This window comes from Neptunicella marina, assembly GCF_014270035.1.
Taxonomy (GTDB): Bacteria; Pseudomonadota; Gammaproteobacteria; order Enterobacterales; family Alteromonadaceae; genus Neptunicella; species Neptunicella marina.
The window spans coordinates 391,257-413,516 of record NZ_JACNEP010000002.1; the positions used below are offsets into that span (position 1 = coordinate 391,257).

At 43.9% G+C, this 22,260-nt stretch carries 18 protein-coding genes and 4 tRNA genes; 11 read left to right on the forward strand and 11 right to left on the reverse strand.

Going from position 1 to position 22,260, the window contains the following annotated elements; genetic code table 11:
- Positions 1-70 precede the first annotated feature (70 nt).
- Positions 71-1,543, forward strand: a complete 1,473-nt coding sequence (locus tag H8B19_RS04160) for a sensor domain-containing diguanylate cyclase (RefSeq protein WP_186505519.1) — start codon at positions 71-73, stop codon at positions 1,541-1,543.
- Between the two features lies 1 nt (position 1,544).
- Here the strand turns inward: H8B19_RS04160 and H8B19_RS04165 are convergent, their stop codons facing one another.
- From H8B19_RS04165 to H8B19_RS04180, 4 genes are read right to left on the reverse strand one after another with little or no spacing between them, the layout of a single operon-like run.
- Positions 1,545-2,675 (reverse strand): sodium ion-translocating decarboxylase subunit beta, encoded by a 1,131-nt coding sequence (locus H8B19_RS04165; RefSeq protein ID WP_186505520.1) that lies wholly within the window; start codon positions 2,673-2,675, stop codon positions 1,545-1,547.
- Between the two features lie 3 nt (positions 2,676-2,678).
- Entirely contained in the window at positions 2,679-4,466 is a 1,788-nt protein-coding gene (gene oadA / locus H8B19_RS04170; RefSeq protein WP_186505521.1) for a sodium-extruding oxaloacetate decarboxylase subunit alpha, read from the reverse strand.
- Positions 4,459-4,710: an OadG family protein gene (locus tag H8B19_RS04175; RefSeq protein ID WP_186505522.1), complete on the reverse strand. Its 252-nt coding sequence runs from the start codon at positions 4,708-4,710 to the stop codon at positions 4,459-4,461. The genes oadA and H8B19_RS04175 overlap by 8 nt, the downstream gene beginning before the upstream one ends.
- On the reverse strand, positions 4,707-5,189 hold the full coding sequence (locus H8B19_RS04180; RefSeq protein WP_186505523.1) for an acyl-CoA thioesterase: 483 nt from the start codon (positions 5,187-5,189) through the stop codon (positions 4,707-4,709). Before H8B19_RS04180 ends, H8B19_RS04175 begins: the two co-directional genes overlap by 4 nt.
- A 266-nt stretch (positions 5,190-5,455) precedes the next feature.
- Between H8B19_RS04180 and H8B19_RS04185 the strand changes: the two genes are divergently transcribed.
- The 4 genes from H8B19_RS04185 to H8B19_RS04200 all read left to right on the forward strand — a co-directional run bounded on the left by H8B19_RS04185 (position 5,456) and on the right by H8B19_RS04200 (position 5,901).
- Positions 5,456-5,545 (forward strand) — tRNA-Ser (locus H8B19_RS04185).
- A 7-nt stretch (positions 5,546-5,552) separates the two neighbouring features.
- Positions 5,553-5,629 (forward strand) — tRNA-Arg (locus tag H8B19_RS04190).
- 59 nt (positions 5,630-5,688) lie between these two features.
- Positions 5,689-5,765, forward strand: a tRNA-Arg gene (locus H8B19_RS04195).
- 59 nt (positions 5,766-5,824) lie between these two features.
- A tRNA-Arg gene (locus H8B19_RS04200) sits at positions 5,825-5,901 on the forward strand.
- A 461-nt stretch (positions 5,902-6,362) separates the two neighbouring features.
- Here H8B19_RS04200 and H8B19_RS04205 read toward each other — a convergent pair.
- Positions 6,363-6,983, reverse strand: a complete 621-nt coding sequence (locus H8B19_RS04205; RefSeq protein WP_186505524.1) for an MliC family protein — start codon at positions 6,981-6,983, stop codon at positions 6,363-6,365.
- A 27-nt stretch (positions 6,984-7,010) separates the two neighbouring features.
- The gene (locus H8B19_RS04210) at positions 7,011-7,685 is read right to left on the reverse strand and encodes a nitroreductase family protein (protein ID WP_186505525.1); all 675 of its coding nucleotides are present in this window, start codon (positions 7,683-7,685) and stop codon (positions 7,011-7,013) included.
- A 279-nt stretch (positions 7,686-7,964) separates the two neighbouring features.
- Between H8B19_RS04210 and H8B19_RS04215 the strand changes: the two genes are divergently transcribed.
- On the forward strand, positions 7,965-9,245 hold the full coding sequence (locus H8B19_RS04215; RefSeq protein ID WP_186505526.1) for a DUF3422 family protein: 1,281 nt from the start codon (positions 7,965-7,967) through the stop codon (positions 9,243-9,245).
- A 6-nt stretch (positions 9,246-9,251) separates the two neighbouring features.
- On the opposite strand, the gene H8B19_RS04220 is transcribed toward H8B19_RS04215, so the two are convergent.
- The 5 genes from H8B19_RS04220 to H8B19_RS04240 all read right to left on the reverse strand — a co-directional run bounded on the left by H8B19_RS04220 (position 9,252) and on the right by H8B19_RS04240 (position 17,172).
- Positions 9,252-9,989: a substrate-binding periplasmic protein gene (locus tag H8B19_RS04220; RefSeq protein ID WP_186505527.1), complete on the reverse strand. Its 738-nt coding sequence runs from the start codon at positions 9,987-9,989 to the stop codon at positions 9,252-9,254.
- Between the two features lie 59 nt (positions 9,990-10,048).
- The gene (locus tag H8B19_RS04225; protein WP_186505528.1) at positions 10,049-12,133 is read right to left on the reverse strand and encodes a GAF domain-containing hybrid sensor histidine kinase/response regulator; all 2,085 of its coding nucleotides are present in this window, start codon (positions 12,131-12,133) and stop codon (positions 10,049-10,051) included.
- Positions 12,134-12,316: 183 nt separating this feature from the next.
- On the reverse strand, positions 12,317-12,526 hold the full coding sequence (gene csrA / locus H8B19_RS04230; protein ID WP_186505529.1) for a carbon storage regulator CsrA: 210 nt from the start codon (positions 12,524-12,526) through the stop codon (positions 12,317-12,319).
- A gap of 158 nt (positions 12,527-12,684) precedes the next feature.
- Positions 12,685-15,282 carry an alanine--tRNA ligase gene (gene alaS / locus H8B19_RS04235; RefSeq protein WP_186505530.1) on the reverse strand — a complete coding sequence of 866 codons (2,598 nt, stop codon included), beginning with the start codon at positions 15,280-15,282 and terminating at the stop codon, positions 12,685-12,687.
- Positions 15,283-15,567: 285 nt separating this feature from the next.
- A complete protein-coding gene (locus H8B19_RS04240; RefSeq protein WP_186505531.1) occupies positions 15,568-17,172 on the reverse strand; it encodes an esterase-like activity of phytase family protein in 1,605 nt (534 codons plus the stop codon).
- Between the two features lie 338 nt (positions 17,173-17,510).
- Between H8B19_RS04240 and H8B19_RS04245 the strand changes: the two genes are divergently transcribed.
- The 5 genes from H8B19_RS04245 (at position 17,511) to H8B19_RS04265 (ending at position 22,199) form a co-directional block, all read left to right on the forward strand.
- Positions 17,511-18,059 (forward strand): hypothetical protein, encoded by a 549-nt coding sequence (locus H8B19_RS04245; protein ID WP_186505532.1) that lies wholly within the window; start codon positions 17,511-17,513, stop codon positions 18,057-18,059.
- A 273-nt stretch (positions 18,060-18,332) separates the two neighbouring features.
- Positions 18,333-18,716 (forward strand): DUF4260 domain-containing protein, encoded by a 384-nt coding sequence (locus H8B19_RS04250; RefSeq protein ID WP_186505533.1) that lies wholly within the window; start codon positions 18,333-18,335, stop codon positions 18,714-18,716.
- A gap of 78 nt (positions 18,717-18,794) precedes the next feature.
- A complete protein-coding gene (locus H8B19_RS04255) occupies positions 18,795-19,307 on the forward strand; it encodes a lipocalin family protein (protein WP_186505534.1) in 513 nt (170 codons plus the stop codon).
- Between the two features lie 1,268 nt (positions 19,308-20,575).
- A complete protein-coding gene (locus H8B19_RS04260; protein ID WP_186505535.1) occupies positions 20,576-21,625 on the forward strand; it encodes a DUF262 domain-containing protein in 1,050 nt (349 codons plus the stop codon).
- Positions 21,615-22,199: a HEPN domain-containing protein gene (locus H8B19_RS04265; protein ID WP_186505536.1), complete on the forward strand. Its 585-nt coding sequence runs from the start codon at positions 21,615-21,617 to the stop codon at positions 22,197-22,199. Before H8B19_RS04260 ends, H8B19_RS04265 begins: the two co-directional genes overlap by 11 nt.
- The last annotated feature ends 61 nt before the right edge of the window (positions 22,200-22,260 follow it).

Genomic DNA, 22,260 nt, shown 5'->3' on the forward strand with positions numbered 1-22,260 from the left:
TGTTACGCACCAACGTAAAACTACTAAATTGCATTCACACATGTGAACCTCCGGTATTAAAGGGGTTGCCATGTTAGATGCCAGTTCAGCTATGATATCAAAACGCCGTACCCCCGCGCAGGTCGCTATTGCTTTTTTGCAGCAGCACACTTCAGCGCGTTATTTGTTTCTGCTCATCAGCTGGGTCGCAGTTTGGTATCTAAGTGGGCTGGTGGAATATACAGAACACGCCAGCATCTGGTTTCCTCCAGCGGGCTTAACCTTTGCTATTTTTCTAATTAAGGGGTGGCGTGCAATCCCTATTATTATGGTTGCAGCAGTCATCGCCACTCTCTGGACCAATACCAACTATGACCTCAACTTAACCTATTCAGAGCAGATCGTTGGTGGACTCTATTTTGGTGTAGCCCATATTATTCCCTACTTTGCTGGTAGTCGCTTTTTTCGCTGGTTAACACAACATAACCCACTGTCACTTCCGCATTTTATTGTCGGTTTTTTACTGGTAGCTGGCGCATCATCCCTCGTTGCAACATTCACCGTTATATTGGCACTTATTGAAGGAGGCATGATGCCTTCAGGGGCATTACAGGATACCTGGGTGCCGTTTTGGATTGGCGATATGGCAGGTGTAATTATACTCGCACCATTATTTGTTATGGCGCTGGCAAAAATTTACCCCAAAGTAAAAATTAAGCTGGCCGACATTGAAAACGAATATAGCTACGAACCCTCAGCATCATACAAATACAAGCTACTTTTAAGCTGCTTACTTATAGTGCTGACAATGCTACTTAGCTGGTACAACCATTCACTCAATAGCACATTTGCCATCTTCTTTTTAGTCATCCCGCAAATGTGGATTGCCTGTACTGAACCCGCTCGCGCCAGTTTCTTCAGCTTAGGCATTGGCAGCTTATTGATTGTGTCACTGGTGCATGTGTTGGGGTTAATTGAATTTGGTCTGGTGTATCAGTATGCCATTAATGTTATTGCAGCCTGCGCATTATTTGCGATTGCCACGCCGGTTATGGCGCTGGATAACGATATGTTGCGGCTTCGACTGGCAACAGACTCGCTCACCCAGGTCGCCAGTCGTGAACATATTATCAAACGCGGAAAACTCGAGTTACAACGCAGTCAGTGGGATAACTCACCTCTTAGCATGTTAGTCTTCGATGTTGATCATTTTAAAGAAATTAACGACAAATTTGGTCATAGAGCAGGTGACACTGCACTAAAAGAATTATGCGTTGCCGCGCAAAAATCGCTGCGCCCCTCGGATACACTTGGACGATATGGCGGTGACGAATTTATTGTAATACTTCCCAACACTGACCAAAAAATTGCACGACAGATTGGTACTCGTATTATGCAGCAAGCAGCTAATCTGGCGTTAACTTTCCCGTGCAGACTAACCATCAGTGTTGGTTTAGCACAAATGGATACCAAAGAAAGCTTCGACAGCCTGTTTGAGAGAGCAGATAAAGCACTTTATTTAGCTAAACAGGCTGGAAGAAACTGTATTAATAGCAGCGACTAGATTACCCCACCAGTGCTAACAACACCCCGGCGGCAACAGCAGAGCCTAAAACACCTGCAACATTGGGTCCCATAGCATGCATCAGTAAAAAGTTGTGCGGATTTGATTCCAGTCCAACCTTATTTACCACCCGCGCGGCCATGGGCACTGCCGAAACGCCCGCCGCACCAATTAGCGGATTAATTTTCCCACCACTTAAGCGGCTCATCAATTTCGCCATCAATACACCGGCAGCTGTTCCAATAGCAAAGGCCACTGCACCTAATACTAAAATACCTAATGTTTCTGCTTTTAAAAACTTATCCGCAGACATCTTGGAGCCAACAGCAAGACCCAAAAAAATGGTCACGATATTGATTAGCTCGTTCTGTGCAGTTTTGCTTAAACGCTCCACAACACCGGATTCACGCATTAAATTTCCGAGACAAAACATGCCAACCAATGGTGTCGCGGTGGGCAGGAAAAAAATGGTCAGGATTAACACCAACAAAGGGAACAGAATTTTCTCCTTAGAGGAAACTTCCCTTAGCTGTGCCATTTCGATCTGACGCTCTTTTTCTGTGGTCAGGGCTTTCATTATGGGTGGCTGAATAATAGGCACCAGTGCCATGTAGGAATAGGCCGCTACAGCGATAGCCCCCAACAGATCGGGTGCCAGCTTAGATGCCAGAAAAATTGCAGTAGGACCATCGGCGCCACCAATAATGGCGATGGCGGAAGCTTGTTTAAGGTCATATTCCAGTCCCGGCACCATATTTAATGCAATAGCACCAAGCAAGGTGGCGAAAATACCAAATTGCGCGGCGGCTCCCAGTAACAACATTTTAGGATTGGCAATCAAGGCCCCAAAATCAGTTAAGGCACCTACCCCCATAAAAATCAGCAATGGGAAGACACCGGTATCAATGCCCACCATATAAATATAATGCAGCATACCTCCGGCGTCACTGAAGCCAGCCAGTGGTATGTTAGTCAGAATCGCACCAAAACCTATTGGTAACAATAACAACGGCTCAAACTGCCTTACAATCGCCAGATAAAGTAACAACAATCCCAGGCCCATCATCACTAACTGCCCCAACTGAAAATTAGCCAGCGCAGTGGACTGCCATAAAATGGTTAACTTCTCCATGTTTTAGCTCACCATCAGCAAAGGCTGTCCGTTCTGCACTGACGCACCTTCAGACACCAACACTTCGCTAACACTCCCGCCATGGGTGGCGCGAATTTCGGTTTCCATCTTCATGGCTTCCAGTTTAAGCACCACCTGTCCTGCCTCAATTTGCTCACCGGGTTTAACCAGAATCGCCACAACATTGCCCGATAGAGGCGCATTTAAAGGCTGTACATTTCCATTGGCTACAAGAGGTGATGGCTGACTCCTGGCACCTTCATTAGTCTGAATATTCGTGATGTCACCGCCTGCACTCACCTGAACCTGATATTGTTTACCGTCTACGCTAACCACATAATTAGCCGGTTCATTAAGCTGAGCCTGAGTTACGACTGGAACAACCGAATTTGTAGCCGAGGCGTCAGTCTCCAGTTTTTCAAACGCATCGGGGTTACCACGATTTTGCAGAAACTTTAAACCAACTTGTGGAAACAGAGCATAAGTCAGTACATCGTCAATCTGGTTTTCTGCCAGCGAAAATGAATGCTCTTTCGCTTTGACCGCCAGCTCTGCTGTCAGATTTGCTAATTCGTCCTCAATTAAATCAGCGGGGCGACATGTTACAGGCGCGGCTCCATCCAACACACGTTGCTGTAATTCAGTATTAACCGGGGCCGCAGTTGTACCATATTCACCTTTTAATACGCCTGCGGTTTCTTTGGTGATGGATTTATAACGTTCATTAGTTAGTACATTTAACACTGCCTGAGTACCAACGATTTGCGACGTTGGAGTGACCAGAGGAATAAACCCTAAATCTTCGCGCACTCTGGGAATTTCCTGCAGCACTTCGTCAAAACGGTCTTCAGCGCCTTGTTCTTTTAACTGACTTTCCATATTAGTCAACATGCCACCTGGCACCTGTGCCACCAAAATACGCGCATCAACCCCTTTTAAACTACCTTCAAAACGTGCGTATTTCTTACGCACTTCGCGAAAGTAGCTGGCGATCGGTTCCAGTGCAGTTTGCGAGATCCCACTATCCCGTTCAGTTTCTTCAACCATAGCCACCAGCGTTTCAGTCGCACTGTGACCATAAGTCATACTCATCGGAGAAATCGCGCTATCAAGCATATCAATACCGGCATCAATTGCCTTCTGATAGGTTGCGGTACTCAAACCTGTTGTGGCATGACATTGCATCGCAATGGGAACGCTGACAGTTTGTTTTAATCCACTAACCAGTTCCGCGCAGTCATAAGGTTTCAGCAACCCCGCCATATCCTTAATGCAGATAGAGTGCACCCCCATATCCTCCAGTCTTTTTGCCATATCCAGCCACAAAGACAATGAATGCACAGGGCTCACTGTATAGGAAAGTGTGCCTTGTGCATGGGCACCAACTTCGATAGTTGTTTTAATCGCAGTTTGTAAGTTACGCACATCATTCATCGCATCAAAAATACGAAATACATCCACACCACTGGCATGCGCCCGCTCAACAAATTTACTGACCACGTCATCAGCATAGTGGCGATAGCCGAGTAAATTTTGTCCACGCAACAACATTTGCTGTTTGGTATTTGGCATGGCTTTTTTAAGTTCGCGAATTCGCTGCCAGGGATCTTCCCCCAAATAACGAATGCAGGCATCAAACGTTGCACCACCCCAACTTTCTACCGACCAATAACCGACCTTATCCAGCTCTGAGGCAATGGGCAGCATATCATCCAGACGCATGCGGGTTGCCAGTAACGACTGATGTGCATCACGCAGCACCAGCTCAGTAATTTTCAAGGGATTAGTCATTCGAAATATCCTTACGATATTGGTGGACTGCGGCACTAATGACCGCCACTAATTTTTCATCATTTACGCCTGAATTGATTGCAGGCATTGCCGCGTGCTGTGTGTTTTGTATCGAGGGTGCAAAAAGGCGTGCATTAATTTGCATAACGGCAATTAATAACACTAAAAATAAAAATACCACTCCCATACCAACCACCATCAACAATGCAGCTTCCCGCAGCATGTCGCCTATCGCTGCATTCATTGCTTTTCCTCAATATTTAAGTATTCCTCGTCCAGCTGATGAGCGAAGTTTTTAGCGTGAATAGCGTAAGCTTCAAGCTTTTTATCGGCTTCCGTGACCGGTTGCCAGCCAGGAACTTCCACCGGATAACCCGACGCATCCTGCGCAACAAAGGTCATAATGCAACGACAGGTATCCACTTGTTTATTTAACTTTGGGTCTCCTGAGGTTACGGTCACCAGAATGTTGATACTACTGCGTCCTGTATGAACCACTTTGGCAGTTAAAATCACCATCTGCCCAACTAAAATTGGACGAAAGAACCGAATTCCGCCCACTGATACAGTGACACAATAATAACCACTCCATTGGGCTGCGCAGGCATAACCAATTTGATCCATCCATTTCATCACAGCCCCACCGTGAACTTTCCCACCAAAATTGACGTCCGTGGGTTCAGCTAAAAACTGAAAGCGGGTTTCTCGTTGTGTACCACTCATGTTTTATCCTGTTGTTCTTATCTAAGTCACTGATTGATTAAATATTAACACCTTACCGTCAGTCAAAAATTAAACAAGCGTAATCATGGTTGATCATCGATATAGAGCAGATTAAAATGCGCCAGCAATCGCAATTTATGTGGTGATAAACAAATCGATTTGTTCGGAAATTCGACCTTTTGGTCAAATAGACGGCAGACGCGCCAAAAGCGCTAAAAAAGGTTTGACTTTAATGACCGAATCATTAAACTGCGGCAGCTCAAAACGGAGAGATGGCCGAGTGGCTGAAGGCGCGCCCCTGCTAAGGGCGTATAGGTTAATCCCTATCGAGGGTTCGAATCCCTCTCTCTCCGCCATTACGACGCGTGTGTAGCTCAGCTGGATAGAGTACCTGGCTACGAACCAGGCGGTCGGAGGTTCGAATCCTTCCACACGCGCCATTTTTGAGACTTAACTATATTTGTTGTTTAACGCTATAGTTATGGTGATACACCACTTCGCGTGTGTAGCTCAGCTGGATAGAGTACCTGGCTACGAACCAGGCGGTCGGAGGTTCGAATCCTTCCACACGCGCCATTTTTGAGACTTAACTATATTTGTTGTTTAACGCTATAGTTATGGTGATACACCACTTCGCGTGTGTAGCTCAGCTGGATAGAGTACCTGGCTACGAACCAGGCGGTCGGAGGTTCGAATCCTTCCACACGCGCCATATTTAAAACTAAAAAGCCCCGATAGAAACATCGGGGCTTTTTAGTTTCTGGTGTGCGGATAAGAACCGACGAAGGAGGTTCGACTAAAACATCGGGAATGTTTTAGGACAGCCGCAGGCTGGCCCGAAGGGCGAAGGGCAGGAAGCCCGGAGCAATCCTTCCGAAATTTATGGCTAGCGTGGAATGGGGTGAGAACCTCCCCAGGTTCGACAAAAATCGTCGGGAACGATTTTGAACAGCGTCAGCTGGCCCGCAGGGCGGAGCACAGGAAGTGCGACGTAATCCTTTCACACTACCTTTAATTCTTAGCTCAACTGATATTTTCGAAAATTAAATCTGGGTTTCAGACTATTACAATTTAAAAACATCGGGAATGTTTTAGGACAGCCACAGGCCGCGCCAAAGGGCGGAGCACTGGAAGTGCGACACAATCCTTCCACACTTCCAATCTAAAACAGAATTAAGCCCCTACAACCACACAAGCAAGCGGTTGTTCAACACCCATCCATTTAAAACTAATTTGTCCCTGATGTTCTTTAAACTCCGCTTCCTGGCTTTTGTAAAATACACCACTGGCGGTAGGTTCGCGGAACATTAATACATTAGTATGTAAGAAGGTGGCCATCATAAGACCTGGCTCAGTTTCAAAATACCTCGCCTGCAATGGTAATTGTTTTTGCTGATCACAACTGTAATTCACAACCTTAGATGGTGTGATTAAACCAAAACGTACCTGTAATTCAGCATCACGGATTAAATAAACATCATTTAAGCATTTAGCTGGCTCATCGCCTTCCAGACATGCCTCTCTGGCTTGTTGCCAGCCCTCCTGATCCTGCATCAATAACTGTTCCATTTGCCCGGAAACACGTTTTTTAACCTGCAATAAATGTTGATTTAAATTCAAATGCAAAGCATTCAATACCGGATCATTACAAACCAGGTCGTTAAGGGATTTATTATCAATCTGGCAACTAGTATCACTCTGAGCCCATGCTTTTTGTGGCTGCATAGACAGGCTAAAACAACTTACTACCACTAAGGATAAAAAGAGTGATTTACACACAACACGAATACCCATGAAAATTCCTTAACATTAAAAATAGTATTATAAAAAACTGGCAATTTGCTGTAACGATTTCTTTTGTAATGCATGGATGGGCACAGTCGCATCATCCGCAGGATATCCGGTTACAATCAACATATAAGGGCGTTCGGTATCCCGGTTACGCTGGCATATATCGGTTAAAAAACTCATCGGTTTGGGCGTATGTGTGAGTGTAGCCAGACCACTATGATGCAAAGCCTGTAATAAAAAGCCACATGCTATGCCCACAGATTCATGCACGTAGTAATTAGTTTTATCGTCTTCAGGTGCAATCCCACCACGCTTTTGACTAAAAACGGCGATTAACCAGGGGGCAACATCCAGATAAGCCTTATTAGCATCAGTGCCAAGTGGTTTTAAGGCATCAAGCCATTCATCTCCGGCACTACCGGCATAAAATCGCTGTTCATGCGCTTCAGCCTGCTGACGTACCTGATGTTTAATCTCATCACTGTGAATTGCGCAAAAATGCCAGGGTTGATGATTGGCACCACTGGGCGCGGCGCCCGCTGCCAAAATACATTGCTCGATAATCTCGCGGGACACGTCTTTATCACTAAAGTGACGAATAGTATGCCGACGCTTTAACTGCTGTAAATTTTGTGAGGCGCGCAACAACATCTCTTCAGGGGGATATTCAATAAAATCACTTAGCGGTAATTGTTCCTGCGACATAACGGCTCCTGTTAACCAAATGTGACCTTACCCTATCAGAATTGCGGTGAATAACAATTGCCATGCAACCCCCTCTGCACCACAACAAATCATCTAACTGCCTTCGGGTTTCATAAGTGTGCAATAACGCCAGGAGTTACTGCCAACCCGTAACCCGGCGACACAAATAAAAAGAAATAAAATCAAAAAGTTAATATGTGAACATTAGCTCACCACTGAATGGCATAGCTCCTGCAGCAGTTCATCAACACCACATTAGCGATATAGCAGGTGGCAGCCATGAGTGGATTAACTTTAAAGCAACATCCGTTGCGTGATGCACTGGATAAGGAACTGCAACAACGCTTGTTTCCGGCCCTGAAAGCACCATGCCGGGTGTGTCAGTTTATGCTGACATTTGACAGCATCAACTCTCCCAAAGAGCGCCGGATAATGCGAGCGTTATCTCATCAGCAAGGCAGCAGACTGGATGAAACCGATAACGATATAAATCTACCATTATTTGGAGGTCAGTTACGTTGGGAAAAACACAGTGAATACTCGTCTTTCATCTTTGTCCAACCCGGATTGAGTAACAACATCTTTGACGACCCGCTGGATTTTCTGCCATCGCGTGACTGGTTAAATCAGCTTCCAGGTAACATTCTGCGGATTGTTCAGATTAACGTACTACCACCGGGAAAATTAAACGACAAACACATTAGTCAGCTGTTCAATCCGGATAACTGTGTAAGCAGTTTGATATGGAATCAGCAGGCTCAGGTATGGACAGACTTCCAAAAACACGCGGAAGGCGCTGGTCGTATGTTGATTATCGATAATGGTTTGCCTCCGGCCAGTTTGGGCAGACTGGTTCAACAATTACTCGATTTGGGTAATTACCGTAAGCTCTCATTACTGGGCTGGCCTATGGCGCAAGTGGCATTAAACAAATTATCAACGCTGGAAAAACAGTTATCGGACATTACCCTGCAACTGGAAGATGACGAACATAATGACGAGAACTTACTGGCAGATATCAGCCAGACCGCCGCACATACAGAACATCTAATCGCACAAAACAGTGCTCGTTTACATGCCACTGCGGCTTATTACCAACTCACGCTGGATCGATTGCGTAACCTCAATGAAAGTGGAATTCCGGGTATGATGTCATTAAAGGAATATACTGAACGACGTCTGACACCCGCCTGTCGCACCTGTGAATCGGTTGTGCAACGCCAGACTGCACTTAGTAACCGTTTGGGAAGAGCTACGGAATTACTGCGAACCCGTATTAGTCTCAAGCTTGAACGACAAAATCAGAAATTGCTGTCTTCGATGGAAAAGCGGGTTAAATTACAACTTAAAATGCAACAAACCGTAGAGGGGTTTTCCATAGTCGCGATTAGCTACTATGCATTACAACTGGCAGAAAAAATGATTGCAACAATCAAACACTGGTTGCCTTTGTTACCAGTAAAACTGGTGGAAAGCATTAGTTATCCTGTGGTTATTTTAGTGGTGATTATTTCAATTAGCTGGTTAAACCGCCGGTTACATAAACAAAATAGCGATTAATCCAGCTTAAAAATTCAATCCCTGAAGCTGATTAAAGCGCACCAGATCACCACGCCCCTGCATCTCAGACATTTTGCGATCAAACAGTGCTTTTAGTTCCTCGGTGTCAGTTTGTTTGCTAAAACCAAAATATCCCTGGGTTTCGTCCAGAGCGGGCTTAAGTTCAACTATTTCTGACTGTAAACCCTGTTGCTGCAACATCCTGTGTGCTTCACGCTGATTTGCAATCACCAAATCCAGACGTTTTAAGCTCAGCATTTCCATACCATTTATTACTTTGGGTATATCATAAATACGCATCATCGAGCGTTTAAAATCAAATTTATTGCCTGCCGACCACCCCATAGGCACACCCAGCCAATAATGTTGCAGTTCTTCAAGATCGCCATGCCATTCAATTAAACTATCGCGAAAGGTATAAAACATCATGTGATCACGATAGAAGGGAAGCCTGGAATAATTCCATAACTGCTGACGCTGAACCGTTTTATAAGGACCAATTAATACATCTGCCTGTCCTTGTTCAACCTCCATTTGCGCATGTTTCCAGGGCATAATGTCAATCTTGAATTTGCGACCTTGCATGACCTGCTCTATGACATCTATAGCAACACCGCTTAATCTGCCGGTTGGATTTTTTTCAAGGATATAGGGGAACTGGGTGCCAACAAACCTGACGGTTTGGGCTGATAAACTCGCGCTACAACAGCACAAAAACAATAGCAAACAACGCCACCAGTTCATGCTACAACAACCTTAATACAGTTATAATGAATTCAGCATACTGATTATTTTAGTGAAAATCACGCCTTTAAGTTTCGGCGGATGACAGACTCCAATCGATTAATGTCTATCGGTTTACTGATGTAATCATCCATTCCAGCCGCAAAACATTTGTCCTTGTCTCCATCCATCGCATTCGCTGTGAGGGCAATTACCGGAATAGTCGCGCAATCACGACCTGCGTCTCCGCGACGAAGTGCCATGGTAGTCTGATAACCATCCAGCACAGGCATTTGACAATCCATTAGCACCAAATCAAACGCAGATGGAAAACGCGTTAATGTGTCCAGTGCCTGTTGCCCGTTTTCACAAATCTTAGCCTGAATGTGTAACTGCTCGAGCAGTTCAATAATGACGATCTGGTTAATCTGATTATCTTCTACCACCAGAACCGAACAAGCCTGTTTGTTTAATACGTTACCATGTTGTTCCGGTTCACCCTTCTCCAGTAGCGCCAACGGAGATTCATCGCTACTTAGTACATCACCTTGTTGTAAGCAGACGTGGAAACTAAAGCAACTACCTCGCAGTTGAGGCTCACTGCATACCTCTGCATCACCCTGCATTAACAAACACAACTGCTTAACGATGGATAACCCTAACCCTGTACCACCAAAGTTACGTGTTGTACTGCTATCAGCCTGTGTAAAAGGATTAAATAACTGTGACATAGTGTCGGCGTTAATACCGATGCCTGTATCGGACACAGAACAATACAAAACCAGTCCGTCATTTTTCGGTTTAATGCTGGCGTCAACAGTCACACTCCCCTCATGAGTAAATTTAAGTGCGTTACCGACCAAATTGTGCAAAATCTGGCGGACTCTGACCGGATCGCCTTTGACTCTCACATCATTTAGCTGACTGTAATTGGCAAACAATACTATGCCCTTATCCTCAAAAGCGGGCTGCATAATGGCAATAAACTGCTCAAATAAACTACCCAAATTAAAATTAACACTTTCCAGCTCCAGCTTGCCGGATTCTACTTTTGAAAAATCGAGAATATCATTAAGTAAACTCAGTAAGGACTCTGCACTATCGTAGGCCACACTGAGGTTTTTCTGCTGATTTTGATCGAGCGGGGTGCGCTTAAGCCATTGCAACATTCCTATAATGCCATTCATTGGCGTACGGATTTCATGGCTCATATTGGCCAGAAACTCACTCTTGGTTTTAGCTGCGGCCTCCGCTGCCTCTTTGGCATTAATCAATGCCATGCGGTTTTTAACTCTTTCGTCTACATCCTGAAATGACCCTTCAAGCCGGATACAGTGCCCGTTTTCAAATACCGCACTGCCGCGCGCAGCAACCCATAATTCATTCCCTTTTGCGGTAACAATTTTAAGCTCTTCATTCCAGTCGTCGCCACAGGTCATCGCTTGCTCGACCAAAAAGCGAATTCGGTCGCGACTGTATCCTTCTTCATAAAATTCAACAGCAGTATCAAGTTGTGGTTCGTAGTCATCACTAACCTCATGAATCGTTTTGGTCATGGAAGACCACAGCAACTTTTTCTCGACCAGATCGAGTTCCCAGGCGCCAATTCGCGCCTGCTGACTCATCGACTCCAACATAGTTTGCTGACGGGCAAAACGTTCATCTTTCACTTTACGGGTCAGTTCGTTGCCAATCCATTGCGCAAATAATCGAATCAGTTCGAGATCGTGTTCGGTAAAATCTTGCGGGCGGGGTTCAGAACCGGAAAAATTAAGCGTGCCATACCGTTGACCATCAACTTCAAGCGGAATGCCGATATAGCTCTCTAATCCAAAGGTGTGATAACAAGGATGTGAGCTGATTTCACTTTCAGCCACATGTGAAAAGGCCAGAGGTCCTTCGGCATTTAACGTATGAATACAATAAGTAATACCTAGTTCAAACTCGTCACCGGGTGAAATTTCGTTATTCGCACAATGTACGAAGCTCACGATATATCTTTGCTCAACGACGTGACTAATCAACGCCAGAGGAAGTGAGAATGTGTTAGTCCCAAGTACAAGTATACGTTTTATTTTTTCTGCGACGGATAACCCACTATCAGCAGTAATGTGATGAAGTGATCTCAGCGTATCAATGATGCGACTTTCTTCACTGGGCTGCATCTTATCGATTCCTTGGGCGAGGATAACAACCTGTTTCCTCAAGTTTCTCTAAAAGGTTATTTCAGGATAGCGGCTGCTGAAAGATTTTCACATCGAAAACAGCAATTTAATTACTTTGGTGGAAATTTGAAGGGAGATTTAAAATGTAAAAAAAGGCTGGATAACCAGCCTTAATTTGAGATGTTACTCTTCGTCCAACTGCTGATCGTGTGCAGCGGACTTGGTGTTCTTTTCAGCCTGTATTCGCATGTAAATTTCTTCACGATGCACAGACACTTCCTTAGGCGCATTCACACCAATTCGAACCTGATTTCCTTTTACGCCCAATACAGTGACGGTCACATCGTCACCTACCATTAAAGTTTCACCTACACGACGGGTCAAAATTAGCATTCTATTGCTCCTGTTCCGTTTATTCCAGTAATCAATCCCTTTCTAAACGTAGCTTATATTCAGGTATTCCCCAAATAATACTACCGACGGTTACGTTTTTGTGTCACTTCAAAAACTAGCCGATAATCAGGATGTTATCCCTAAATCCCAAAATTCTATTATAGCTGGTTTTCTAACCAGCCCGCGACAGACTCTATTGCCGCTTTTAAATTCTGTGGTTGGGTGCCGCCAGCCTGAGCCATATCAGGACGACCACCACCTTTACCACCAACCTGCTGCGCAACAAAGTTAACTAACTCACCCGCTTTTACCTTGCTGGTTAAATCTTTGGTGACACCGGCAATCAAATTCACTTTGTCACCATTTGCCAGACCTAACATTAGAACGCCGCTACCCATTTTTCCTTTCAGGCTGTCACACATATCACGTAATGACTTGGCTTCAACACCTTCCAAAACAGCAGCCAGTACTTTAACACCGTTAATTTCAACTGCCTGTGACAGCATATCGGCACCGGCCTGACTGGCCATTTTTTGCTTCAGCTGCGCTAATTCTTTTTCCAGCGATTTGCTTTGCTCAAGCACTTGCTGAATACGTTCAGCAACATGACTGGTATCCGATTTAACCATGGATGCCAACTCGCCAATTTGCTGAGTCTGCTGCTGCGAATAGTGCAGTGCCGCTTCACCGGTAACCGCTTCAATGCGACGCACACCAGCAGCAATTCCGCCTTCAGAAGTAATACGGAACAAACCAATATCACCAGTACGTTTGACATGCGTACCACCGCACAGTTCCACAGAGAAGTTGCCCATGGTTACTACGCGCACTTCATCATCGTATTTTTCACCGAACAATGCCTGAGCACCAGACGCTTTAGCGGCTTCCAGTTCCATCAGCTGAGTGGTCAAAGAATGGTTTTGGCGAATTTGCTCGTTCACCATATTCTCAATCTGTTGCAACTGAACTTTGTTGATAGCTTCAAAGTGCGAGAAGTCGAAACGTAAACGCTCAGCTTCTACCAAAGAACCTTTCTGATTCACATGATCGCCTAAAATTTGTTTAAGCGCAGCATGTAACAGGTGAGTGGCACTGTGGTTAAGTTTAATTGCCTGACGACGGTTAGCGCTGATGGTAGCTTCAACACTATCACCGACCTTAATCTCAGCACCGGCCTGACCTTTATGTGCAATCGCTTTACCCAACTTGACGGTATCTTTAACAGTAAACAAACCCGCGGCTGTTTTTAAGGTACCCGAATCGCCTACCTGACCGCCTGATTCAGCATAGAAAGGTGTGTTATCCAAAACAACTATGCCTTCCTGTCCGGCTGAAATCGCCTGTACAGATTGCCCTTCCACGAACAGTTCAAGCACGTTGGCCTGACCCTGTTCATTGTCATAACCGGTAAATTCCGATTGCTGATCGGATTTCAGCATTTCATTATAATCGGCACCAAAGTTACTGGCTTGTTGTGCACGCTGACGCTGCTGTTGCATCGCCGCTTCAAAGCCTGCTTCATCAATTTTCAGCTCTTTTTCACGCGCGATGTCGTTAGTTAAATCAGCAGGGAAACCATAAGTATCGTACAGTTTAAATACGGTTTCGCCAGCAATGGTATCGCCATCCAGTTGCTCAATCGCATCGTTAAGCAATTGCATACCGCGCTCTAGCGTGCGCGAGAACTGCTCTTCCTCGATACGTAATACTTTTTCAACTGTGGTTTGCAGTTGTTTTAATTCCGGATAAGCATCGCCCATTTGCTCAATTAGCGAGTTATATAAGCGATAAAAGAAAATATCTTTAGCGCCCAGCTTGTAACCATGGCGCACGGCACGACGAATAATACGGCGCAACACATAACCGCGCCCTTCGTTAGATGGCATCACACCATCACAAATCAGGAAGCCACAGGAACGGATATGGTCGGCAATAACCCGCAACGATTTATCTGTTAAATCGTTGCTGCCAACAATCTCAGCGGCGTCTTTAATCAGGTTTTGAAAAATATCGATTTCGTAGTTGCTGTGCACGTTTTGCAAAATAGCCGAAATACGCTCAAGCCCCATGCCAGTGTCGATTGAAGGCTTAGGTAAAGGATCCATGGTACCGTCGGCCTGACGGTTAAATTGCATAAATACCAGGTTCCAGATTTCGATAAAACGATCACCGTCTTCTTCTGGTGAGCCGGGAGGACCACCCCAAATATGTTCGCCGTGATCATAGAAAATTTCAGAACAAGGGCCGCAAGGACCAGTATCACCCATTGACCAGAAGTTGTCCGAGGTGCTGATCCGGATAATTTTTTCCTGTGGCACACCAATTTCTTTGGCCCAGATATCAAACGCTTCGTCATCTTCTGAATACACGGTAACCAACAGCTTTTCCTTGGGTAAACCAAGATGTTCGGTTAAAAATTCCCAGGAAAACTTAATCGCATCCAGTTTGAAATAATCACCAAAACTGAAGTTACCTAACATCTCAAAAAAGGTATGGTGACGTGCGGTATAACCCACGTTTTCCAAATCATTATGTTTACCACCGGCACGCACACAACGCTGAGACGACACCGCACGTGAGTAACTGCGCTTGTCCGCCCCCAGAAAAACATCTTTAAACTGGTTCATACCCGCGTTGGTAAACAACAAGGTAGGATCATCGGCAGGCACTAACGAGCTGCTACTGACTTTTTGGTGACCATGTTGGGCAAAATAATCCAGAAAGGTATTTCTGATTTCAGCGGTGGTTTTAAACATTAATAATCCTGGCTCAGTGACACAAAGTTGTGCGCAAAATGATTAAAAAATTAGCTCGCGAATGTATCACGATTACGCAGGCCTTTACAGATGCCGCAGCGACAAATCCCTTGGTTTTCAGTAGGAAATGACACATTTTTTACGCAGCTTATTAAATCATCAGTCAAACTGTGCAAATTTGAATCAACAATGTTTAACGATATGGGGACAAGATGAAAAATTTAAAGCGAGGAAGGTATGCAGGCAGAAATATCCCGCCTGCATATTTGAATTTACGCAACCAACTTACTGTTCTGGTGTTAATTCCAGTCCGTCAATAATATACAAAGTGTTAGCATCAACTTTGGAATGACCGGCATCCAGATACTTTTGCTCCAGTACACCACCGGTTGACCAGGTAGCAAAATCATCGTCGTTTAACACACCAATCGTGTGATCATTTATCAGCCACAATCCTTCCAGTTTGTCATGTGGGTATGCCACCTCTGCCACTAAATCGGCCACAAAGGTCTTTTCAACTGGCATAATACCGGCGTTGGTTAACCCTTCCCAACCCTGATTTAAAACCAGCTGTTCCAGTGTCTGACCGTTTTTGGTTAAACCAAGCTGAGCATCCTGTTGCCAGTCACCACTTACTGCAAAGGTTTCTAAATCAGTCGCGTTGCTGATATCAATTTTATACAAATGTTTCATCGCGTCAGGATTTTGCGCAAAAAAGGCACCATCACGTTCAATTAATACAAATTCCGTCGCGCTTAAAGCGACGATACCCGATTGCGAATTCTGTGGTTTTTGTTGCTTATACAAATACTGAGACACCGCACCATCTTCCAGAGAAACAGTTACAATCCGCACGATATCAAGGTTTTTAACCGAACTATCAGGCAAATACATAGTGGATTGCATAATACCCACCAGTGTTTTTTCATCGGGCGTAACCGTTAACCCTTCCATACCACGGTTAGCACGACGATAGGCAAATTCCGCGGGTAAATGGAACACATCACGGGTATCGTTAGCAAAGGCATTGATACGGCCAATTTCTTTGCCATCGGCATCAAAGTGCACTATGTGTGGGCCGTATTCATCACTGACCCAGAAAGTACCATCAGATAAGGCAACCAGCCCTTCTCCATCTAAACCGAAATCATCCAGTTTAATTGGATTAGTGGTTTCATCGTAAGGCGCATTCATATCCTCACGCAGTACTTCTACACTGCCATCGGCTAAAATGGCATAAGGTGTTTCACCGGTTCCGCCCAACGCAGAGGAATTAGGCAAGCCACTTATCGCATTACCGTTTGTATCTTTAAGTAAAATTTCCCTGATTTGCTTTACGTCGCCATTAGCTTGCAACTCAAATAGACCTATACGTGGCGTGTAATCGGGCGTTGGAAACAGTTTGCCTTTACCCTGATCACCGGTGTAATTGGCATTAGGTCCGCGATCCGTTAAGGCGTAAAACTGATTTGTATGAGTTGGATGCTTCACCATATCTGAACCGTAACCACCATTACGAATTTCAAATTTACGGCCGGGCTCAGCACCATCATCAATATCACCACGTAATACCGTATAGGGCAACGTTGAACCAGACGTGCTGACAGTATTGGCGTGACAATCGAGCGTGGTTGCGGTGACTTCACTGTCCTCCAATGTACCGTTGCCATCACTATCCAGACCTGATTCGATTTTAGTGCCGCCAAAAAAACAATCAGTGCTACCGGTTGCCAGTGATTGGTGACGAATTAAGCTATTTAATCCATTCGAACCGTTAGAACCATTGTTGCCATTAGCCCCATCCTTACCATCATCACCGTCCAGTGAACAGCCGGTTAAAAGCGAACTGACAACCAATGCAATAGCTAAACCTTGCGTCTTAAATCTCATTTATCTTCCCTTGTTTTATGTTGAGTAAAACCACCAAACTAAAACAGATAAATGACAAACTGGTTAAGGATATATGACCAGTCCCACAAAACGGTGCTGGGAAACCGCTAATGCAATTGTATTAGATGACATTCTTTACAAGCCTCACTCTGGATAAACAACAAAAAATACTAACAATTTGAATTAAAAGCGTTAATTCAGCTGGAATACAATTTGCTATTACCTTCGCGCACAAATTTAACTGTGTCCAAAACCAGAGTGAGTTGAGCCTTGCAGTATCAATTTTGTTAAGACTCAACGCCTCCTGGCTAAACATTCATTTAAAGAGGGATTTAAAAATGATTATTAGATGTTTAGTGTTAATTTTGACCGGCTTTTTCTCAACAATGTTACATGCTGAAGACTGTGAGAAACCTCTGAAGTTCGAAGAAAAAGGGAATCATGATTATGCATGGTTTTATCTAACTAACACCCACAAACATAAGGTGATAAATGTTACGGTAAAAAATAGCTGGACATATAACAACCAAAGAAGAAGTGAAACAAAAGTCTATAAATTAGCCCCCGGACAATCTGAAAATGTATTCAACTTTAATAGAAAGCAAAAGCCTCAATCAGAAGTCGCAGGCTGTTATTTTAATCCAATAACTGATGCTCAATCCGAGAGCGATTATCTTACATGCGTTAGCAGTGGTTATAGAGATCAGAGATGCTGCAATGATGTAAATCCATTTGTAAAAAACAAATACCAAGCATGTTCAACAACAAATATTCCAGATGAAGAAAGAACAACTTATTATCAATATTGTCTTGCAAATAAAGGCCCCAGATGTTGCGATCATTTAACGATTGAACTTGCAGAAAAACTCAAGGTCTGTGGATTTTAAGTTTGCAATTAACCAACAATAACTATCTTGTAGTAGTGTCACACAAAACAATGTCGATTATTAAAGCAATTATTTATGCTTTTACTGTTTGGCTTCTATGTTAATGTCAGTCAAATTCGCTCTTAACTCAGAATGTAAACGTTGAGAGTTAGGCAGCTGAAAACGCTTAGGGGATTAGTGTAATGGTCCCCTGTTTTTCTGGCGCAGAAACAAAGCTAAATTTTCTTTTCCGCCCGGAAACACCTGACTTGTTTTGTCTTATTGGAGGTTGTTTTGCAAGTTGTCGGCACTCCCGTAAACTGGATTTTAAGAACGGAAGGCTTGTTTGCTTTTTTAGCCGCAATTTATTTTTATGACATATCCGGTTTCAGCTGGGTAACCTTTTTAATTGCCTTTTTTATACCAGATCTTTCCATGCTCGGTTATTTGGTCAATAACCATCCCGGCGCTATTGCCTATAACATGGCGCATAGTTACATCGGTGCCATCATATGTCTCACCGCCGGTTTTATATTTTCAGTCAAGGTGCTGCTTTTAATTAGTCTGATATGGGTGGCGCATATAGGTTTTGACCGGGCGCTTGGTTATGGCCTTAAATACACTCGCGGATTCGGGTTTACTCACTTAGGTCAGACAGGGAAAAAGCGCGATACATAAGCCAGTCTGGTGAGACACTTAATATAAGATAATCTTTGTTAAACTCCTGCGCTCAATATTAGATGTTAGGTAATTTCAATGAAACAGTTTCTATTAATCACACTCTCTTTGATTATCAGTGGCTGCCTCGGCATGCCGGCGTCCGTTAAACCTGTCTCTGATTTCAACGTGCAAAAATACATGGGTAAATGGTACGAAATTGCCCGGCTGGATCATTCCTTTGAGGAGGGCTTGAGCCGGGTCACGGCGGAATATTCCCTGAAAGATGATGGTGGCGTATCGGTAGTAAACAGAGGATTTTCAGCATCTGAAAACCAATGGGAACAAGCCGAAGGTAAAGCCTATTTTGTAAACAGTCCCTCAGAGGGTTACTTAAAAGTCTCCTTTTTTGGGCCATTTTACGGTTCCTATGTGGTTTTTACGCTGAACGATAACTACCAATATGCGTTTGTTTCGGGCCCCAACACCGATTACCTCTGGCTTTTAGCCCGCACACCTACCGTGAAAAAAGACGTTATCGATCTATTTGTTCAAAAAGCAAAAGAACGCGGCTTTGATACTGAGCGTTTAATTTATGTGGAGCAGGACTAGAGCTGTGCTCTCAGCTATCACACTAAAGCCATCCATAGCTTTTTTCTCCCCGCGTCCATGCGGGGCGAGCCCCTTTTTTAGGGACAAAAAAGGAGCGAAAAAGTCCTACACTCCGCCGACTTTATTAACGTCAAAAACAAACTGGCTTTAATTCGAAACGGCCAAAGGCAGCAATCCCTGCAAAGCGTTGGCCTTGGCTAAACATCCTGTTTAGCCATTCGAAAGCCCGCTTGTTTTTGCCTAAAAGTCAGAGTCGCAGGTTTGGTCAAGCGCTGCTTGAGATATTGGTGGTGTTGCTGCGCAACTAACCTTCCGTCATAGATTTTAAGTTGGGTGGCTGTATTGGCGACTTCAACAATTAGTTGAAGCTATCAAATTAAAGCCATGCATAGCTTTATTCTCCCCGCTTCCATGCGGGGCGAGCCCCTTTTTTAGGGACAAAAAAGGAGCGAAAAAGTCCTACACTCCACCGACTTTATTAACGTCAAAAACAAACTTGCTTTAATTCGAAACGGCCAAAGGCAGCAATCCCTGCAAAGCATTGGCCTTGGCTAAACATCCTGTTTAGCCATTCGAAAGCCCGCTTGTTTTTGCCTAAAAGTCAGAGTCACAGGTTTGGTCAAGCGCTGCTAGATAAATTGATGGAGTTGCTGCGCAACCAACCATTTGCATAGAAGTTAAGTTTGGGCGTCGCGCCAGCGACAAAATTTGGCTTCAAGCCTTACACTGTTCGATATCATCCATAAGGTCTTTCACTCCACCGACTTTATTAACGCCAAAAACAAACTGGCTTTAATTCGAAACGGCCAAAGGCAGCAATCCATGCAAAGCATTGGCCTTGGCTAAACATCCAGTTTAGCCATTCGAAAGCCCGCTTGTTTTTGCCTAAAAGTCAGAGTCGCATTAAGTCAGGCTACGCCTGCCTGGGTTATAAACCAAAACCTCAGAATCATAGACGCCCCAACCAACGAATATCTGTACATGCCAGCCCTGTTTCTCCACTATTCAGCAAAACGACCCAATCGGTCGTTTTTATCCATCGATAAAATATTTTGAAATCGACTAACCCGCTCATTGGTAAAGCTTTTATTAATCTGATACTAATAGATCAAAGGACAAAAACGAGACAGGTTGGGGTAGAAAAACGACCCAATCGCTCACTATTAATTTGTTAGGTGAATGTGAGCATGCCCATGTTTGTGTGCTGAGCGAAAGAAAATAAGTTAATGTTATTCAAGAATATTTAATTGTATTACCAAAGGAAAAATATGAGCGATTCACCTGAAGAGAAAATGCTGAGTCTTTATCCTATTGACTATCCATTTGAAACATTGGTTAGCAGAATTAATGCAAATCCACCAAAGCTCAAGTTAGATCCAGAGTTTCAAAGAAAATACAAGTGGGATAAAGATGGCTGGGTGAGGTCATCAAGGTTTATAGAGTCATGCTTAATGAGAATTCCGCTGCCTTCTTGCTATTTTGCTGAAGACGAAGGAAGTAAGCACCTCGTAATAGATGGATTGCAGCGCTTAACAACTGTAAACCGATTTTTCAACGATGAATTCGCTCTTGAAGGGCTAACGATTTTTAAGGAGCTTGAAGGAAAAAAATTCTCTGAAATCGGTTCGTTTCAAACTGAACTTGAAACAACGACTATCAGGTGCATTGTTTTGAGGAAGGATAATCCAAAAAGCCTCATTAGAGAGATTTTTTCTAGGCTGAACCAAGGAGCGGTTGCGCTGACTGATCAAGAGATTCGTCACGCCATTTACTCTGGCTCGTTGGATTCTCTACTTTCTGAACTTGCTCAGGTGCCAGATATTGCTAGATTTGGCTTGGCTGAGAGTACAGAGGCTAAAAGCGGCTTGGAGCCTGAAGAACAAGTTCTCCGCTATTTTGCGTTCTCCGATGATAAAGCGCTCGATGGATTTGAAAGCAATCTAAAGAGTTTCTTGGATAATTATATGGAGGAGAAAAGCGCCTTGACGGATGAAGAGGTCGACGAGCACCGGAATAGATTTAACACAGCATTATCACTGTGTAATGAAGTATTCGGCGATGATGTTTTTGTGAATCCTACTGCTGGTCGAAAACGAAAGGGTTTAGTTCATTATGATCTTGTAATGACCACTGTAGGTGAGCTTGATAGAGAATTAGCGATCGCAAAAAAAGATGAAATCAAACAGGCATATGCAAATCTGTGCGACAGTGACAACTTTCAAAGAACATTGTCCGGTGGGCTACATAATAAAGGTGCAATAGTCAGGAGGCGCTCGGAATGGAATCAATTGTTACAGGGCGTCATTGATGGAGTATAGCGCCTTATACCAAAAATATGAGGCTTTGCTTACAACTCTCAAAGAAATCATCGCACAATCGCAAGCGAGGGTATTGAGGGAAGCGCCTGACGACATTTTTTCAGAAAATATAAACTTCTTTGTTAAGTCATATCTGATAAATATTTGTACGTACCTTGAAGCATATCTTCAAGATGTTGCTCTCGAATACTCAGGTAGAGTTACTGTTCGATTAAAACAGGCAAATATACCTCACAATTTCTTATATGGAAAACTTGCTAAAGACATCAAAGAAAAAGAACTGAAATATGTTGATGCTTCCTATGCGTACACAAAAAAGGAGCTGTCAGATATTATCTCTGGAAATCCATATAAAACAATTAATGCATTTCGATTGATTGGCATTGATTTGGGATCCAGTGAAAAATTTGTAGAGCACAAGAACCTTGTTGGAACCATAGTTAATAAAAGAAATAACATTATTCACTACAACGATGAAGCTAGTGATATTTCATTTTCTGATTTGCTTGTGCATATAGATGTGTTTCTTGAGTATATGCTTTCAATTGAGAGTCTACTGAGCGCAAGTGAATAAATCACATAACAAAGCGCTACTGTCGGACAAATTTTCCGCTTCGCTCCAAATTTTCCACAGA

What these genes read in the sequence shown, in the direction of transcription:
- H8B19_RS04160 (WP_186505519.1), top strand. Translation starts at nt 71, where the DNA reads ATGTTAGATGCCAGTTCAGCTATGATATCAAAACGCCGTACCCCCGCG.
- H8B19_RS04165 (WP_186505520.1), bottom strand. Translation starts at nt 2,675, where the DNA reads ATGGAGAAGTTAACCATTTTATGGCAGTCCACTGCGCTGGCTAATTTT.
- oadA (WP_186505521.1), bottom strand. Translation starts at nt 4,466, where the DNA reads ATGACTAATCCCTTGAAAATTACTGAGCTGGTGCTGCGTGATGCACAT.
- H8B19_RS04175 (WP_186505522.1), bottom strand. Translation starts at nt 4,710, where the DNA reads ATGAATGCAGCGATAGGCGACATGCTGCGGGAAGCTGCATTGTTGATG.
- H8B19_RS04180 (WP_186505523.1), bottom strand. Translation starts at nt 5,189, where the DNA reads ATGAGTGGTACACAACGAGAAACCCGCTTTCAGTTTTTAGCTGAACCC.
- H8B19_RS04205 (WP_186505524.1), bottom strand. Translation starts at nt 6,983, where the DNA reads ATGGGTATTCGTGTTGTGTGTAAATCACTCTTTTTATCCTTAGTGGTA.
- H8B19_RS04210 (WP_186505525.1), bottom strand. Translation starts at nt 7,685, where the DNA reads ATGTCGCAGGAACAATTACCGCTAAGTGATTTTATTGAATATCCCCCT.
- H8B19_RS04215 (WP_186505526.1), top strand. Translation starts at nt 7,965, where the DNA reads ATGAGTGGATTAACTTTAAAGCAACATCCGTTGCGTGATGCACTGGAT.
- H8B19_RS04220 (WP_186505527.1), bottom strand. Translation starts at nt 9,989, where the DNA reads ATGAACTGGTGGCGTTGTTTGCTATTGTTTTTGTGCTGTTGTAGCGCG.
- H8B19_RS04225 (WP_186505528.1), bottom strand. Translation starts at nt 12,133, where the DNA reads ATGCAGCCCAGTGAAGAAAGTCGCATCATTGATACGCTGAGATCACTT.
- csrA (WP_186505529.1), bottom strand. Translation starts at nt 12,526, where the DNA reads ATGCTAATTTTGACCCGTCGTGTAGGTGAAACTTTAATGGTAGGTGAC.
- alaS (WP_186505530.1), bottom strand. Translation starts at nt 15,282, where the DNA reads ATGTTTAAAACCACCGCTGAAATCAGAAATACCTTTCTGGATTATTTT.
- H8B19_RS04240 (WP_186505531.1), bottom strand. Translation starts at nt 17,172, where the DNA reads ATGAGATTTAAGACGCAAGGTTTAGCTATTGCATTGGTTGTCAGTTCG.
- H8B19_RS04245 (WP_186505532.1), top strand. Translation starts at nt 17,511, where the DNA reads ATGATTATTAGATGTTTAGTGTTAATTTTGACCGGCTTTTTCTCAACA.
- H8B19_RS04255 (WP_186505534.1), top strand. Translation starts at nt 18,795, where the DNA reads ATGAAACAGTTTCTATTAATCACACTCTCTTTGATTATCAGTGGCTGC.
- H8B19_RS04260 (WP_186505535.1), top strand. Translation starts at nt 20,576, where the DNA reads ATGAGCGATTCACCTGAAGAGAAAATGCTGAGTCTTTATCCTATTGAC.
- H8B19_RS04265 (WP_186505536.1), top strand. Translation starts at nt 21,615, where the DNA reads ATGGAGTATAGCGCCTTATACCAAAAATATGAGGCTTTGCTTACAACT.